Here is a 15,569-nt window from a genome sequence, read left to right on the forward strand (position 1 = left end):
CTTTTTTTTAAGGCATTTTTCCTTTTAAAAAGGGAAGATGCCTTTTATATTTGTAGCCAATTAAGGAAATGTTTAAAACACTTATCTTTCCACAAATTTTTACTTATGGAACTATCAGTAGTAGTACCTGCAGCGATTGTGGCCTTTACGGTCCTAATCCTGTTTTTGGTTTTTGTACTTCTGTTCGCTCAGATGAAGTTAGTCCAAAGTGGCGACGTTAAGATTGTACTTAACGGCGATGAATCTAATCCTGTAGTTGTTGCAGCGGGTTCAACACTTTTAACTACACTTTCAGCGCAAAAGATCTTTTTGCCTTCTGCGTGTGGTGGCGGTGGTACATGTGCGATGTGTAAATGTCGCGTTACAGACGGTGGTGGAGATGTTCTCCCTACCGAAGTAGGTCACTTATCTCGTGCCGAACAACATGAAAACGTTCGTCTTGCTTGTCAAGTTAAAGTTAAACAAGACATGCAAGTTCAAATACCAGAAGAAATCTTCGGAATTAAGAAATGGGAATGTGAAGTTGTATCTAATTACAACGTAGCATCTTTCATTAAAGAATTCGTAGTGAAGCTTCCTGAAGGTGAAACATTAGATTTTGAAGCTGGTGGTTATATCCAAATTGACGTACCTGAGGTAACAGTTAATTTTAAAGATATCGATATCACTGCTCACCCTCGTATGGGTAAGAAACCAGACGAATACCAACCAGAATGGGATAAATTCGGTCTTTGGGATCTTAAAATGGTTAACGATGAGGAGATCTTCAGAGCTTACTCAATGGCTAACCACCCTGCAGAAGGTAACATCGTCATGTTGAACATCCGTATCGCAACTCCACCTTGGGATAGAGCGAAAAACGGTTGGATGGATGTTAATCCAGGTATCTGTTCTTCTTATGTATTCTCACGTAAGCCAGGTGATAAAGTGACTGTTTCAGGTCCTTATGGTGAATTCTTCATCAAAGACACTGGTGCTGAAATGATTTACGTAGGTGGTGGTGCAGGTATGGCGCCAATGCGTTCACACTTATTCCACTTATTCCATACATTAAAAACTGACCGTAAGGTACAGTTCTGGTATGGTGGTCGTTCTCGTAGAGAATTATTCTACGAAGAAGATTTCAAGAAGATCGAGGAAGAATTCCCGAACTTCCGTTTCTATAAAGTATTGTCTGAGCCACTTCCAGAGGATAACTGGGTGCCTAAAAAAGACATGGATGATAGAGAAGGCGACGGTTTCGTTGGTTTCGTTCACCAAGCTCTTATCGACAACTACTTATCGAAACATGATGAGCCAGAGGAAATCGAATTCTACTTCTGTGGTCCTCCAATGATGAACGCAGCGGTAATTAAGATGACTGATGACTTCGGTGTACCGAAAGAGAATGTATTATTTGACGACTTCGGTGGTTAATCAATACATAAAATATATAAAAGAAGGCTGTTCGAAAGGACAGCCTTTTTTTGTATCTATCTTATAAAGAACTATTGATGATATTCAAAACATAGCATTGTCAATTGAAATGCTGTAGTTTACCCATTAGCTATTTTTAGGTATAGAAATATCGATTTCTATACACATTCGGCCTTAAAGTACAAATACGAACTACTTTTACTATTTTTTAAAGAAGTATATATTATTTAATAAATGTTTTAATAAGCTGTTTTTCTTGTTATTATATTATAAATTTGTAACTTAATTTAAGTATGCTTGCATACAATTAAACTCTCGAACATATTATATTATCCGACTACTGATTCTGTCTAGTCAATACCAACTTCTACCTAATAACATTAAAAGCATGATAAAATATATCTTCTGCTTTCTGCTTGTATTTAATTTGTTTGCTACCCCTAATGCTTCAGCTGTTAATGAGATTCCTTTAACATATGAAGAAATTACCCCAGACACCATTAAATTACTTCAAGAACAAGGAAAGCTTGTTGAAGCGAAAGAATTAGTTAATCGATGGTTAAAAGTAACTGAAAGCGAATATGGTGATGAATCCATTGAGATTGTCATTCCACTATTAATTGCTTCTGAATTGTCTATTATCCATTATGAGTACAAAGATGCGATCAAGCATTTAGAAAAATCCATTGCTGTAATGGATAAGTCTTCAGGATGGTTGTATCCTGATTATGCGATGGCTTTGAATTATTTGGCTTATTGTAAAGTAAGTATTGGAGATTCATTTGCAGCTTTTCCTCTTATAAATGAGGCTGAAATGATCTATTATAAGACTTTAACTCGCGAATACCCAGGTTATAATCTTTGTAATATCAATAGAGCTATCCTAAATAGAGAATTAGGTGAGTTTCAGAAAAGTGAAGATTATTTTAAGAAATCAATAGAATTTATTGAAAGTAGAGAAGACATTATTTCTCATTCAAAAGTAGATAATGTCATTACTATGGAGTGGTTGAATATTCAATTTGCCAAGTTATATACTGATTGGTATAAACCTGAAAAAGCATTGCCATTATTACAATCTGCTCAAAAATCATTAATAGAGAAAGATAGAAAAAATAGTCCCATTTACTCGACATTACTACAAGCTTTAGCAGAACATTGCTATATAAGTAATGATTATAAAATGTCATTTTCTTTCTATGAGCAGTTAATTGACCATAGAAGACAACATTTTGGAGAAACTCATTTAGCTACTATGCGAGCCTATTTAGGTTTGGGTAAGCTAATGGCTGATACTGGTTATCTAGACAAAGCTTTAAAATATTATGGTTTAGTTGATAAAACAGTCAGTAAACTGAAAGGGTATAACAACCTAAAAGCAGATTTATATTTAAGTATTGCTGATGTTTATTTACAAAAAGGTAAACCTTTAGAAATAGAGGATTACTTAGAAAAGGTAGAAATAGAGAAAACAACGGTTAGAGACCTTTATTTCTTCCACTTAAAAGTATTAGGAGACTATTATTTCTTAAAAGGTGATTACATCAATTCGGAATTAAAATTAATGGAATTGATATCATTGGTTCGTCAGGAAAAGGTATTTTATACGAAGTATTATAGCGAGGCGATCACGACACTTACAGACCTTTTTGTAACCTTAGGGAGAATCCAAAATGCCATAGGACTTTGTGATTCTGAAATAAGATTCCTTAAGAAAAGAGGAATGGAAGTAAGTATAGTGTATTTGGACTTAAAACTTACTTTATTAAATGCTCAATTAATTGAGAATATGATTAATGAGGAGCAAACAATGGAAAACATTGCAAGTATTGAAGATAGCCTAACTCGTTTTATTAATCCCAATCATCCTTTATTTATAAAATCAAATACCTTAAAAGGAGCAATCTCTAAAAGAAAAAAGGAATACAATGCTGCAGCTTCTTATTTTCATTTAGCCATAGATGTAGCTAACCGTCATGGTATTGATGAAATGCAGTACCAACGTATAAAAATTATTGATCAGGCAGGAGCGATGTTTATTGAGAAAAATGAACTGAGTAGTGCATTGGATGAATTTAGGGTTTTAAAGGGTAAGTTTTCTGAGGAATCTGTGTATTGGCCAGGATTTCTGGGTAGAGTTGCTTATGTGAAGGCATTATTGGGAGAATGGGAAGAAGCAAGAATGCTGGCAATTAAAGGAGTTGATATGCGCTTTGACCAATATGATACCCAATTAAACTTTAAAAGTGAAGATGAAAAAATAAACTATATCCATCATACCTCTGGAATTTTTAATTACTTCTTTAGCTTAATGATTAAAAGTGAGGGTTTTAAATCCCCGTTGATGGTAGAAAAATGTTATGACCTTCAACTTAATTACCGTAAGTATTTCTTAAAAGAAGCCGAGTTAAGAAAACGTAAGATTGAACAATTAGGTAAGTATAGAAGTAAGATGAACTTCCCTTATTATTATGAAGAATTGGATAAGCAAAAATCTAAACTTGCAACAGCCAATTTCTTCTCAATAAAAGAAAGGAATGATCTTCATATTGATACTTATATGCTAACAGATCGTATCAATAACCTTGAGAAGTCAATAGGTTTTGCAGCAAAAGCAAATAAAGACTCTTTGGATGTTGAAGGATATCTAAGTTGGAAAGATGTTCAGGCAAAATTAGAAGAAAATGAGGTAGCTGTTGAGATCATTAAACTGAAAAGTATTAACCCAACAGAAGAGTTTTATGTTGCAATTGCCGTATCCTCTGACTGTAAGACTCCTAAATTTATTCCAATTGGCAATGCGAAAATTATGGAGAATGATCTTTTCAGAGCTTATAACAAAGAAACGGCTCCTCGAACAAGGTCTCTAGTGTACAAGAAAAAGTCGGAAAAGACGGTGAATGCTTATGACTTTTATTGGAAGCCAATTCAGAAAGGTTTAAATGAGTTATCACCAACAATTGATAAAATCTACTTAAGTAAAGATGGTATTTATAATGCTATCAATCTTAATGTGCTTCATAATAAAGAAACAGATAAATTCTTAATCGAAGAAAAGGATATTCAATTGGTTATCAGTACTTCTGAAATTAATAAATCAGAATACCTGAATAACCTTAAGAACAATGAAATATGCCTGTTTGGCAACCCAATTTTTGAAGGAGAGGTAAGCGAACAAGCAACTCGTCAAGTAGAAGAATCTAGTGCTGACCAAGAGAAGTATAGTTTCTTCTTACCTAATTTACCTGGAACAAAAACAGAGTTGGAGAACACTGAAAAGCTTTTCAAAAGCAAGGATTGGAAAGTAAATACGTATTACCAAGCAAGAGCAACGGAAGGAAATATCAAGAAATTAAGTTCATCTCCAGCAATTATGCATATTGCTACACATGGTATCTACATGGATGAGATGATTAATCCAATTCTTGAAAATCAACTGCTAAAGTCCGGGTTATTCTTTACAGAAGTCAATTCTAATCAAGAAAAATCATTAGAAGATATCTATGCATCTGGTAATGATGGAATATTAACCGCTTATGAAGTGAAAGGGCTAAACCTTAAAAATACTTCATTATTGATATTATCAGCATGTCAGTCTGGTGTATCTGATATTTCTGATGGGGATGGTATTTCTGGATTACAGTATGCTTTTAGTATCGCGGGTGTAAAATCGATTATTATGAGTTTATGGAGTGTTGATGATATTGCAACACAGAAACTGATGAACGAATTTTATAATCAGTGGTTTTTAACGAATGATATTGATAAAGCTTTCAGAAATGCTCAATTACAATTAATGAAAGAATATAAGGATCCTTACTATTGGGGTGCTTTTGTGTTGGTTCATTAGAAAATTTCTTAAAAATCAGTCTTTTAACGAATTTTAATACACATAATCAGATTCTCTATTGTCTTTAATTATGTAAGTGAATGTTTATTCAATAATTAAACCTGATTATGCATATTATCACAAGAGACAAAGAGGAAATTTGGAACTCTATTACCCATGGACTTGGAGTGGTATTGAGTATAGTTGCTTTGATACTATTGCTTTTTAAAGCAGAATCAACAACTGAATATGTCGTTTACAGTGTATTTGGTGCAAGTATGGTCTCTTTATACTTTTCTTCAACGATGTATCATCTTGTAGCTGTTGAAAAAGTGAAATCATATTTGCAGCGTTTGGACCATAGCGGGATTTTTTTACTAATTGCGGGTACTTATACACCTTTTGCTTTTTTATCCTTAGAAAATGATGGAGGAGTAATATTAGGTATCATCGTATGGAGTGTCGCTTTAGTAGGGATGGTTTATAAACTATTCTTTAAAATGAAGTATGCTTGGTTATCGAATATCACTTACCTAGCGATGGGCTGGTTAGCTGTTTTTAAAATGGGGCAGTTACATTCTGAGTTGCAAGAAGGCTTTTGGTACTTAATTGCAGGCGGGGCCGCTTATTCCATTGGAGTTATCTTTTATATTTGGGAGAAATTACCCTATAACCATGTTATTTGGCATTTATTTGTGCTTTTAGGAAGCTTATTTATGTTTCTAAGCATTTACTTATATACTTAAACATAAAACCCCTTCTAAGTTAAATTAGAAAGGGTTTTATGTTTTATAAATCTGAATCAATCAGTGTTTTCTTTTTATCTACCATTTGTTGGTCTAAATCATCTCCATCTTCCATTCTAGGAGCAATATGTAATATCGCATGCCAGCGATGCCCTATTTCATCATGATAGATACCTAAAGAGTATACAGCGATCTGATTTTTTGAATCAATTTTCTTTTCCAACTTTTTATAGAATAGCCAAACATAATCCTCTGATTTTACTTCTGTCCAGCCATCAGATTCTTTAAAGGCACTTTCAATATGAACTAAACTATGTTTTATCGCCTCTATGTCTTCATTTTTAAAGATGATTTGTACCTTTTTTAACTTGTTATGTTCAAAGACAGGTAATAAAAAAGCATCTTCATCTAAGAAATTGATTCGATAATCACCATTTACATTTTTCTTAGTTTTAAGCGTTTCTAGTAAGTACTCTGAGACTTGATCTCCAGTCATCTCAGTGTAAATACCTTTGAATAATTTAATCTGTTTTGACTTATCTATTTCTTGTCCAAATCCGAAAAAAGATAATAGTAAAAAAGAAAGGAAAAGGTAGCTAGATCTCATTGTTATTGGTCTTACTTGGGTGAAATAATATACCCAATAAACTAAAAACAGTATTGATCTATAAGTAATGCAATCAATTATCTTTTTAAACTATAATGCTTTATTGATATTCTTTTATTTAGCTGATTTTAAAGCCCATAACTAGCACATCATCAATCTGTTTCTTGTCTTTTTTCCAATGTTCAAAAGTGTCGTCTAGGTGAGTGTTTTGTTCATTTAAAGAAAGGTGTGCTATTTCACAGAACTCAGCAATTAAGTGCTTTCTCATAAACTTCTTATTGTCCGGTCCGCCAAATTGATCCTGATAGCCATCTGAATAAATATAGAACATATCTCCAGGTTCAATAGTGATTTCATGTTTATTAAAACCAATCATTTTCTTACTACTTCGGTTTCCTCCAACATGCCTGTTGACACCTTTATAGATCATCGGCTGACGATCTCTAACTAATACCAATGGATTTTTAGCTCCTGCATATTGTAATGACTGTTGATCAGGAGAGATCACACAAAGTGCGATATCCATACCTTCTCTTGAATCATTATTTAACCCTTGATGTAGAGTTTCAGCGATGTATTGATCTAATTTAGTAAGTATTTTATCTGGAGAAATTGCTCCTTCTACATTGATTACTTGGTTTAATAATGCATTACCCAACATTGACATAAATGCACCTGGTATACCATGTCCAGTACAATCGATAGCAGCAATGATCGTATGTTCTTTTTCTTTTCCAACCCAATAGAAATCTCCAGAAACAATATCTCTTGGTTTGTATAATACAAAGTGCTTAGGTATGATATCATCTAATTGTTGGTTGGCAGGTAGCATAGCATTCTGTATTCTCCAGCCAGCAAGAATACTTTCATTGGTTTTTTTATTCTGAATTTGTAATGTGGATAGTGCGTTTTGTAGCTGATCTGCTGTAGTTTTTATTTCTACATTCTGCTCTGATATTTTTTCATTTTGTTGTGATAAAGCTCGGTTAACCTTTTTCTTATCATTTACGATTTTATATTGATATCCACCAATAGTACCGATAAAAATAACTAGAAGAACTAAGGAGATACCAATCCAATTTTGTTTAGAGATTAAAGCTTCTTGTAATTGATTTTTCTGCTCCAGCATGACTATTTTCTCTGTTGCTATTTTTTCTGTTTCAATGAGCAAGTGTCTAAGATATGATTTGTCATCTTCTAGGTTTTTCAACTTCTCTTTCTGTCGGTCCAAATAATCTTTTAATAACCTGGCAGCTTCTTCTTCATCCAATTGGTTGATAGAGTCTAGAAATGAATAATGCTGTTTGAGTTCAGATAGAGCATTTCTAAGATGTTCCAATTCTTCTTGATCAGGGTTTCCAAATAACTCTAACTCTTCTTTTACCGCTTGATTATATTGACTTAAAGATATTTCCCCTCTGTAATATTTTAGTGAGTTCTGATATGAAATAGCTTCCGCATAATATCGGTTGAAATTCAAAGGGTCATCTAAACTTCTATATTCTCCTGATAGGTACTCTTTTTCTTTATAAGGTTTTAATTGCTTTACAGCTTTCACAAAATAATTATAGGCATAGGTCATCTTATTTTCCTTCAGGTAGATACGGCCTAAATCAATGTTGCTAATACCTTCAAAAAATTGCTTCTTTCTTTTTTGAGAAGATTTGATGGCAGCAGAGAAATATTTTTTCGCTTTTTTACGCTCGCTGTTGGTATTTGAAGGAATATAAGTTTTACCAATACCAATTGTTGCAATTATATACAGATCTGTAAGTTGGTGCTCACTGGATAGCTTTTCTGCCTCCATGAAAAAGTGTTGAGCACTTTTAGGTTCGTCTAGATCTAAGTACATAAAGCCAATATTAATTAGCGAAATACCTTCATACTCCCACATTTTTAGAGTATGTGAGAGCTCTTGCGCCTTTGTGAAGATATCTTTGGCTTCTACAAAATTATGACTTGCTCTATAGGTGGCACCAAGATCAAGGTAAAGTTCTATCTTTCTGGCTTCTTCTAAATTCTTTTCGGCAATAATGATTGCCTTCTTATGGTAATCAATAGCTTGATCAAAAGTAGAAAACTCACGAAACAAAATGGCTTTGGTATTGTATGCTTGAAGAAGTGCGTTTTCATCATTAATCTTACGAGCAAGCTTGATAGCCTTATTAGCAAGCATCAATGGTTTGCTCTGATGATGAGGATTCTTCTTTTGTTCCATTAATGCTGTTGAAGTAAGAAAAGTAACCTTTTCTGTATCATCATTCATTAAATTCAATTGTTCATCACTTTGTTGTTGATGTGCATAAACAGAATTGATGATGAAAAATAACAGTATTAGTATAGATGTATTAGTCCTAAAATGTAATGTATTACCCAAGTTAGTTGATCTTTAAATGTATTTAGTCTGTTTAGAATCGATGGTTTCGTCGTAGTTAATTCATCAAAAAGTTTCTTACAAACTATGGTTTAATCTATTTTCAGATTACTAAGAACAAAGATGTAACCAATTTTTTATAAGCAGGTGTCCCACCCCCTCAGTAACCTCTGGATGGAATTGTACTCCATACCATGGTTTTTGCTTATGTTTCATACATTCATTATCACAACTATTGGATTCTGCTAACTTTATAAACCCATTGGGGAGAGAAACACTTTCACAGTGATCCTCATGAAAAAGAGCATTTTGATCTATACCATTAAATATCGGATCTTCTGGAACAAGCTGATGTATTGTTTCCTCAGCTCTAGCTTCTGTGGTTAAGGATACCTCTCCACCGTCAAGTAATCCTAACATCTGATGGCCAAAGCAAATCCCAAATACAGGAATATTAATATCTCTTAAGAAGGATAGTTTTTCTAGATATGGCTGGTTATCCACTTTGGAAAGTAGGATAGGTGCACCACTGATCAATATTTTTTTTGCTTGCTGGTAATGAATAGGAAGAAGTTCATCGAGTTTTCTAATCACCCAAGGTAAATTTTCAGCTTCAAGTATTTCAGCTATGTGTATTGTTTTTGTACTTCCACAATCAATGATTAAGTGATATTCTTCCATTTTCATATTCCTAGTTAAAAAATAAAGCAGCTGTATATTAATAAATACAGCTGCTTTTTGAAAGTCATTTGATGATAATGCTATTATAACTGGTTAAAATCTGTCGATCTTTATGTGACAATAAGGCTTCTTCTGATGTTTGAAATAATACATTTGATGGTATTCTTCTGCATCCCAGAAAGTATCTGCCATAGTTACTTTTGTAGCTACTTTAAATCCTTTTTCCTTTAATTCATTAATTAATTTCTCAGCGATGTCTTTTTGATATTGATTCATATAAAAGACTTCTGATCTATATTGTGTTCCTACATCTGGCCCCTGACGGTTCACTTGAGTAGGGTCATGTATTTCAAAGAATAACCTAGCTAACTCTTCATAAGAAACCTTGTTAGGGTCATAAGTAACTTTAAGTGCTTCCGCATGGCCGGTATCTGTGTAACATACTTCTTTATAGGAAGGGTTATTTTTCTTTCCTCCGGTATATCCAACAGAAGTAGAGGTAACACCAGGAAGTTCAGCAAAGAAGTATTCTACCCCCCAAAAGCAACCTCCTGCAAAGATGGCAACATTTTCTTCTTTCTTATCTGCTTCCGCTGTAGGTGTAAAGTTTAAAGAAACTGAATTGACACAATGTCTAACGTTTTTATCTGTTAGTCTTTCTCCTTCAAAAACATGCCCTAAGTGTGCATCACAATTGGCACATAATATCTCAGTTCTTCGACCGTCTTTATCTGTTTCTCTTTTAATGGCTCCTTCAATTTCATCATCAAAGGCAGGCCAACCACAGTGTGCATCAAATTTATCATCAGACTTATATAATGGAGCGTTACAACGCTTACATGTATATACACCGTCTTCAAAATGTTCATCATATATGCCTGTTCCCGGACGTTCAGTTCCTTTATTGACAATGACATATTTTTCGAAATCATTTAATGAATTCCAAGTAGATTTATCTTTCATATCTTGAGCTAATATTGATACCGAACTAATGAGTAGTAATATAAGTAATTTGATAAGTGTTTTCATAGGTGTAATGTTTTGTGATAATGTATTTTTATCTTAATAATGTTACAATTTTAAGGAAGTCTACATTATCCAAATGTGGCATAGTTCACATTTGTTTTAAATCCATTTGATTTTAACACTATTTATACCCTAAAGCATCAACCTAAATAACAGGTTGTAGGTGCAAACATCAATAAATAGATTTTTGATAAAATAAAAATGCCATGCTGAAAGAATCAACATGGCTTTAATATTTTTATTCAGAATAACAGAGGATTATTCTGCTCCTAATTCTACTAATTTGAAACCTTGACCGTGAACATTTACGATACGTAAATTATCGTCAGGTTTTAAGAATTTTCTAAGCTTTGTGATATAAACGTCCATACTTCTTGAGTTGAAGTAGTTATCGTCTAACCAAATTTTCTTTAATGCTAATGATCTGTCCATAATTTCATTTTTATGGATAGCCAATAAACGCAATAAAGCAGATTCTTTTGAAGTTAATCTTTGCTCAGAACCGTCTTCATTGTATTTCAACATTTGAGCGTTGAAATCGAATGTAAATTTACCAATTTCGAAAATAGTTTGTTTCTCTTTCGAATCAGTTTTACTTTTAGTTCTACGAAGAATAGAAGTAATACGCGCTAAAAGCTCTTCCATACTGAAAGGCTTTGTGATGTAATCATCAGCACCCACTTCAAATCCTCTAAGAGTATCTTCTTTCATTGACTTTGCAGTAAGGAAGAAGATAGGAATATCAACATCTGATTTACGGATACGTTCAGCTAATGTATAACCATCCATTTTAGGCATCATAACATCAAAAATACATAAGTCATGATCGCCGTCTTGGTAGGCTCTTAATGCTTCTTCCCCGTCTTGTGCACGAGTAACTTCAAAGTTTTTAACTTCTAAATACTCTGTTAATAACATTCCTAAATTAGGATCATCCTCTGCAAGTAAAATTCTAGTTTTATCCATTTTCAGATATTGGTAGTTGTATTATAAATTCACTTCCTTTGCCGAGCTCACTCTTGCATTTAATATTGCCTTTGTGTGCTTCGACGATATTTTTCACATAACTTAAACCTAAACCGAATCCTTTTACATTGTGTACATTTCCTGTAGGAACTCTGTAAAACTTATCGAAGATTTTACTGATATGTTCTTTTGGTATTCCTTGACCTTCATCTTTAATATGAATTTCCAAATTATCACCCTTTCTGATAGCTGAAAGGTCAATTTTTGGGGCGTCTGGGGAATACTTATTAGCATTATCTAACAAGTTAAAAATAATATTAGATAAATGTAACTCATCGCCTGTAACTTTTACATCTCCTGCAGCCCAATTGAAAGATAATTCACCGCCTCGATCTTCAATCTTAATTAATGTATTGTCGTAAGCCACTTGCATGGTCTTTTGGAGGTCTACATCAACCATTTTTAATTTAAAATCTCCTCGTTCAATTCTAGCAATTTGTAGAACTCTTTCTACTTGTCTGCTGAGACGCTGATTTTCATCTTTAATAACACCGAGATACCTTCCGGAAATACTTGGCATCTTCTGAACATCTGGATCCATTAGGGCTTCTGTGGCGAGGGCTACAGTAGCAATTGGTGTCTTTAGTTCGTGTGTCATGTTCGAAATAAAATCATTCGTTATTTCTGAAATACGTTTTTGCTCTATGATAGTTCGTGCTGCGAACACAAAAGTAAGAAGTGTTAACAAAATAAATCCTAAAGAGGAGAAGAGGACAAACCTCATTTTACTGATTAAAAACTTCCTTTCTTCAGGGAATTGCACAAACAAAGTGTTAGAATTATCAAAAACGTCTTTAGGGAAAAGCGTAATATGATACGCACTTGCAATTATAGTTGCATTACGTTCTACATTGCTACTCATAATAACGGTCTCCCGATCACCTTCCCTTTGTAACACGGCAAAATCATAATCAGTTCGTATACCTTTATGAATCATTTCCTGTTTTAGAAGGGAGTCCAGCATACCAAAATTTACTCTGTCTTGTAACATTGTATTTTCGGCTAGGATCATTTCAGAAACAACCTGATTCACTAAGTCTGTTTTCTTCATAATAAGATCCATAGCGATGTCTAATCGCTTTCTAGCAGTAGAATCTGAGGTGATATTACTAACTATATGCTTGTTTTCTGTAGAATCTGTGATACCGTACTTTGCACCTTCGATATCCGATAATACGGTTTTTGTTGCTGTACCTGTTTTTTTGATAACGGCCTTTTCTTGAACCTTATAAGCTATACCTTGTTTTGCTAACTTATCAGAACTGATTGTTTGACTGATATTTATGTTTTGCTTGCTTGTCCAGTAAGCCTGTTGTTTTACGGAGTCATATTTTACATTGACATCACTATTCGTGACAGAAATGTCATCCAGAAACCTTTTGGTCACTTGTAAAACTTCTTGTTGTTCTAAACGCTTAACAACATTGGTCAACAATTCTCCAATTTCTTGTTCAAAATGACTTTTTCTCTCCGAGATAGCTTCTTTAATCCAATAATATTGTAAAGATGCCAAGCCAAACATGGCGATACACATTAAAGTGATTATGGTAATGAGTCGTCTTCTAGTCATATTATTATATGATAGTATGTTGAGGTGCTAACATACCTTTTTTGTTTCAAGGTAAACAAAGTAGCTAAATAAAAACGAATAAAAAAAGCTTTGTTATTAGGCCTAAAGCCCATTTCTAACGCAGCTATTTATTGAAATACTCATTAAAAGTATTTTCACAAAGAAATAAAATGTTTTACAGTTTATTGACGATTTAACGTTTCTTATTTAAAGAATTTGTAAGTAATGCACTCAACACTGCGTACTTATATATGTATGTGAAAATTGATATAAAATTTTAAAAAAGATGTAGTAGGCCTTTAAATAGGCTTTAGCATTATTTCTAGCGGGATTTATTGAGGGGGAATTAAGAAAGAATTACATATCTTAAACATTTTTAAAACAGTGTTAAAATAGGGTAAGATTCTGTTTTTAAGTCTGTTAAACTCTTGGGTTGTCTTTGTTTAAACTTGTTAGCAATTCAACGGTCTAAATCGCTATGTATACTTTATACATATTTGTATAATTGTAAAAGAAACAATAACCAATGAAAGCAAATAATTGTTTTATCAGTGAAAATAGCTCAACGGTAGAGCGTAATCAAATTCATAAATATGATTAAGATATGGGTTCGACTCCCATTTTTTGCTCTCATAGTAGAAAGTAGCAATGAGAAATAGCGAAAAAGAAGGCTTGTTTTACGAGCCTTTTTTTTATTTTCTAATAATCCCCATTTCATTCTAATTAGTGTATGAAATGGGGATTTATTTTGCTTAATTCTTAGGAGTAGTTACCGCATAGTTTGATGTTCCATTTTGTTGAGGCATTGCTGAATACCAAATGCCATTGCATACATAATACGTTTCTCCGTTAACAATCTCAGTTTTAGTTCCTTCAGGTAATTGATTAACTACAGCTCCTTGTGGTGCAGTAATTACAGTATATTCTTTTCCATTGTTCTGATAATAGTTTCCTGCATAATAGTAATATGTTCTTCCTTCAATAATTAAGGTTACCGAACCTTTGGGTAAGCTTTTTATGGTAGACCCAATAGGTGCTGCTACTACTTTATATTTACCATTGGATTGTTTTTCGTAATACACGCCATTATCGCAATAGTAATCTTTTTTCTGGTTGTTTTCATCTATCGCATGTACAACAATTGCAGTTGCTGCAATAGTTGCTGCGGTATATCCAACAGGATGCCAATAAGGTCCCCAGACAGGAGCACCTACATATACAGGATGATAAACTGGATGTGCAACAAATGTAGGACCTGTATGTATAAAAGTAGGGCCAGTATGTACCACAGCCGTTGAATGATATGGATAAGCTCTTGTAACAGTTGCTCCTCTATGCAAATATACTTGTGCAGAAGAGGTATGACTAATACAAAACAGGCTAACTACTCCTAAAATTGTATGTATATTTTTTTTTAAGAATTGCATGGTTGATAAATTTTGATTGATACCAACACATACGGTTTGAAATAAGAAAAGAGTTAAGTAGTTTGTAGTTTTTTTTGAAATGTTTAATCTGTAACAGAAAATAAATTATTTACTGATAGAGAGTAATAAGAAATTGATATAAAAAAAGGAAGCTTAAAGCTTCCTTACATCTTGATAACTTCCTGAAGTGTGTTCAAGAAGTTTAGGTAAAATACTAGCAATGTTTTCTGCAGCTTCTTTTGGTTTTGGCATTACTTCAGTACCTCTCGCAGCTTTAAGTCGTTCCATACTAGGGAATTCCTCATGGTTTACTTTTTCACATAAGTAATCTTGCATGCCTGTATCGATTAATCCGGGTGCAAGTGCTGTATAATGTGTCTTTTGGTATTCAACAGCATACAGTTTAACCAACATGTTTAATGCTGCTTTGGAAAGCGAATAGCCAGACCAACCTTTGTTACCATTTACAGAAGCACCAGAAGAAATAGCGACCACCTGCTTTACATCTATACCCAAACCATATATTGTATCTAAAACTACTTTATTAGCCCATAGGTTAACATCCATAAGGTGTTTCATTTCCTCAATATTAGCGTCAGATATCCCTTTTATTTCACCTAAAAGGCCTGCGTTTAAAACTACGGTATCTACTTCTTTTACATCAGATAATAACTCTTTTAAACCACTTTCAATAGATTCAAAATTACCTAAATCAATATTTTGATGATGGTATAACTCTGCTCCTGTGAGATCATTGGGAGTGTTTCTACTTACACCATAAACTGTTGCTTTCTGATTTAAGAAGTATTCAACAAATCCATGACCGAGGCCTTTGCTACTTCCTGTAATTAATATATTTTTCATTCG

11 protein-coding genes and 1 tRNA gene are annotated in these 15,569 nt (G+C 33.5%); 4 read left to right on the forward strand and 8 right to left on the reverse strand.

Annotated features, from left to right (window positions below):
- Positions 1 to 105 precede the first annotated feature (105 nt).
- The 3 genes from nqrF to QL232_RS08215 all read left to right on the forward strand — a co-directional run bounded on the left by nqrF (position 106) and on the right by QL232_RS08215 (position 5,991).
- Entirely contained in the window at positions 106 to 1,416 is a 1,311-nt protein-coding gene (nqrF, locus tag QL232_RS08205; RefSeq protein ID WP_168881014.1) for an NADH:ubiquinone reductase (Na(+)-transporting) subunit F, read from the forward strand.
- 388 nt (positions 1,417 to 1,804) lie between these two features.
- Positions 1,805 to 5,266, forward strand: a complete 3,462-nt coding sequence (locus QL232_RS08210; protein WP_281613744.1) for a CHAT domain-containing tetratricopeptide repeat protein — start codon at positions 1,805 to 1,807, stop codon at positions 5,264 to 5,266.
- Positions 5,267 to 5,373: 107 nt separating this feature from the next.
- The gene (locus tag QL232_RS08215; RefSeq protein WP_281613745.1) at positions 5,374 to 5,991 is read left to right on the forward strand and encodes a hemolysin III family protein; all 618 of its coding nucleotides are present in this window, start codon (positions 5,374 to 5,376) and stop codon (positions 5,989 to 5,991) included.
- 43 nt (positions 5,992 to 6,034) lie between these two features.
- Here the strand turns inward: QL232_RS08215 and QL232_RS08220 are convergent, their stop codons facing one another.
- The 6 genes from QL232_RS08220 to QL232_RS08245 form a co-directional block, all read right to left on the reverse strand.
- Positions 6,035 to 6,598, reverse strand: a complete 564-nt coding sequence (locus QL232_RS08220) for a hypothetical protein (RefSeq protein WP_281613746.1) — start codon at positions 6,596 to 6,598, stop codon at positions 6,035 to 6,037.
- A 118-nt stretch (positions 6,599 to 6,716) separates the two neighbouring features.
- Positions 6,717 to 8,975, reverse strand: a complete 2,259-nt coding sequence (locus tag QL232_RS08225) for a SpoIIE family protein phosphatase (RefSeq protein ID WP_281613747.1) — start codon at positions 8,973 to 8,975, stop codon at positions 6,717 to 6,719.
- 108 nt (positions 8,976 to 9,083) lie between these two features.
- On the reverse strand, positions 9,084 to 9,653 hold the full coding sequence (locus tag QL232_RS08230; protein ID WP_281613748.1) for a hypothetical protein: 570 nt from the start codon (positions 9,651 to 9,653) through the stop codon (positions 9,084 to 9,086).
- 93 nt (positions 9,654 to 9,746) lie between these two features.
- Complete coding sequence (locus QL232_RS08235) at positions 9,747 to 10,682, reverse strand: bifunctional methionine sulfoxide reductase B/A protein (RefSeq protein WP_281613749.1); 936 nt, start codon at positions 10,680 to 10,682, stop codon at positions 9,747 to 9,749.
- A 255-nt stretch (positions 10,683 to 10,937) separates the two neighbouring features.
- Complete coding sequence (locus QL232_RS08240; protein WP_168881020.1) at positions 10,938 to 11,645, reverse strand: response regulator transcription factor; 708 nt, start codon at positions 11,643 to 11,645, stop codon at positions 10,938 to 10,940.
- Complete coding sequence (locus QL232_RS08245) at positions 11,638 to 13,275, reverse strand: HAMP domain-containing sensor histidine kinase (RefSeq protein WP_168881021.1); 1,638 nt, start codon at positions 13,273 to 13,275, stop codon at positions 11,638 to 11,640. The genes QL232_RS08240 and QL232_RS08245 overlap by 8 nt, the downstream gene beginning before the upstream one ends.
- Positions 13,276 to 13,826: 551 nt before the next feature.
- On the opposite strand from QL232_RS08245, the gene QL232_RS08250 reads away from it, so the two are divergent.
- Positions 13,827 to 13,904, forward strand: a tRNA-OTHER gene (locus QL232_RS08250).
- Positions 13,905 to 14,027: 123 nt separating this feature from the next.
- Here the strand turns inward: QL232_RS08250 and QL232_RS08255 are convergent.
- Both QL232_RS08255 and QL232_RS08260 read right to left on the reverse strand, forming a co-directional pair.
- The gene (locus QL232_RS08255; RefSeq protein ID WP_281613750.1) at positions 14,028 to 14,702 is read right to left on the reverse strand and encodes a DUF6515 family protein; all 675 of its coding nucleotides are present in this window, start codon (positions 14,700 to 14,702) and stop codon (positions 14,028 to 14,030) included.
- 153 nt (positions 14,703 to 14,855) lie between these two features.
- Entirely contained in the window at positions 14,856 to 15,566 is a 711-nt protein-coding gene (locus QL232_RS08260) for an SDR family NAD(P)-dependent oxidoreductase (protein ID WP_281613751.1), read from the reverse strand.
- Positions 15,567 to 15,569 lie beyond the last annotated feature (3 nt).

The organism is Flammeovirga sp. SubArs3, assembly GCF_947387565.1.
Classification (GTDB): domain Bacteria; phylum Bacteroidota; class Bacteroidia; order Cytophagales; family Flammeovirgaceae; genus Flammeovirga; species Flammeovirga agarivorans.

Coding starts and splice junctions, on each gene's coding strand:
- nqrF (WP_168881014.1), top strand. CDS start 106: ATGGAACTATCAGTAGTAGTACCTGCAGCGATTGTGGCCTTTACGGTC.
- QL232_RS08210 (WP_281613744.1), top strand. CDS start 1,805: ATGATAAAATATATCTTCTGCTTTCTGCTTGTATTTAATTTGTTTGCT.
- QL232_RS08215 (WP_281613745.1), top strand. CDS start 5,374: ATGCATATTATCACAAGAGACAAAGAGGAAATTTGGAACTCTATTACC.
- QL232_RS08220 (WP_281613746.1), bottom strand. CDS start 6,598: ATGAGATCTAGCTACCTTTTCCTTTCTTTTTTACTATTATCTTTTTTC.
- QL232_RS08230 (WP_281613748.1), bottom strand. CDS start 9,653: ATGGAAGAATATCACTTAATCATTGATTGTGGAAGTACAAAAACAATA.
- QL232_RS08235 (WP_281613749.1), bottom strand. CDS start 10,682: ATGAAAACACTTATCAAATTACTTATATTACTACTCATTAGTTCGGTA.
- QL232_RS08240 (WP_168881020.1), bottom strand. CDS start 11,645: ATGGATAAAACTAGAATTTTACTTGCAGAGGATGATCCTAATTTAGGA.
- QL232_RS08245 (WP_168881021.1), bottom strand. CDS start 13,275: ATGACTAGAAGACGACTCATTACCATAATCACTTTAATGTGTATCGCC.
- QL232_RS08255 (WP_281613750.1), bottom strand. CDS start 14,702: ATGCAATTCTTAAAAAAAAATATACATACAATTTTAGGAGTAGTTAGC.
- QL232_RS08260 (WP_281613751.1), bottom strand. CDS start 15,566: ATGAAAAATATATTAATTACAGGAAGTAGCAAAGGCCTCGGTCATGGA.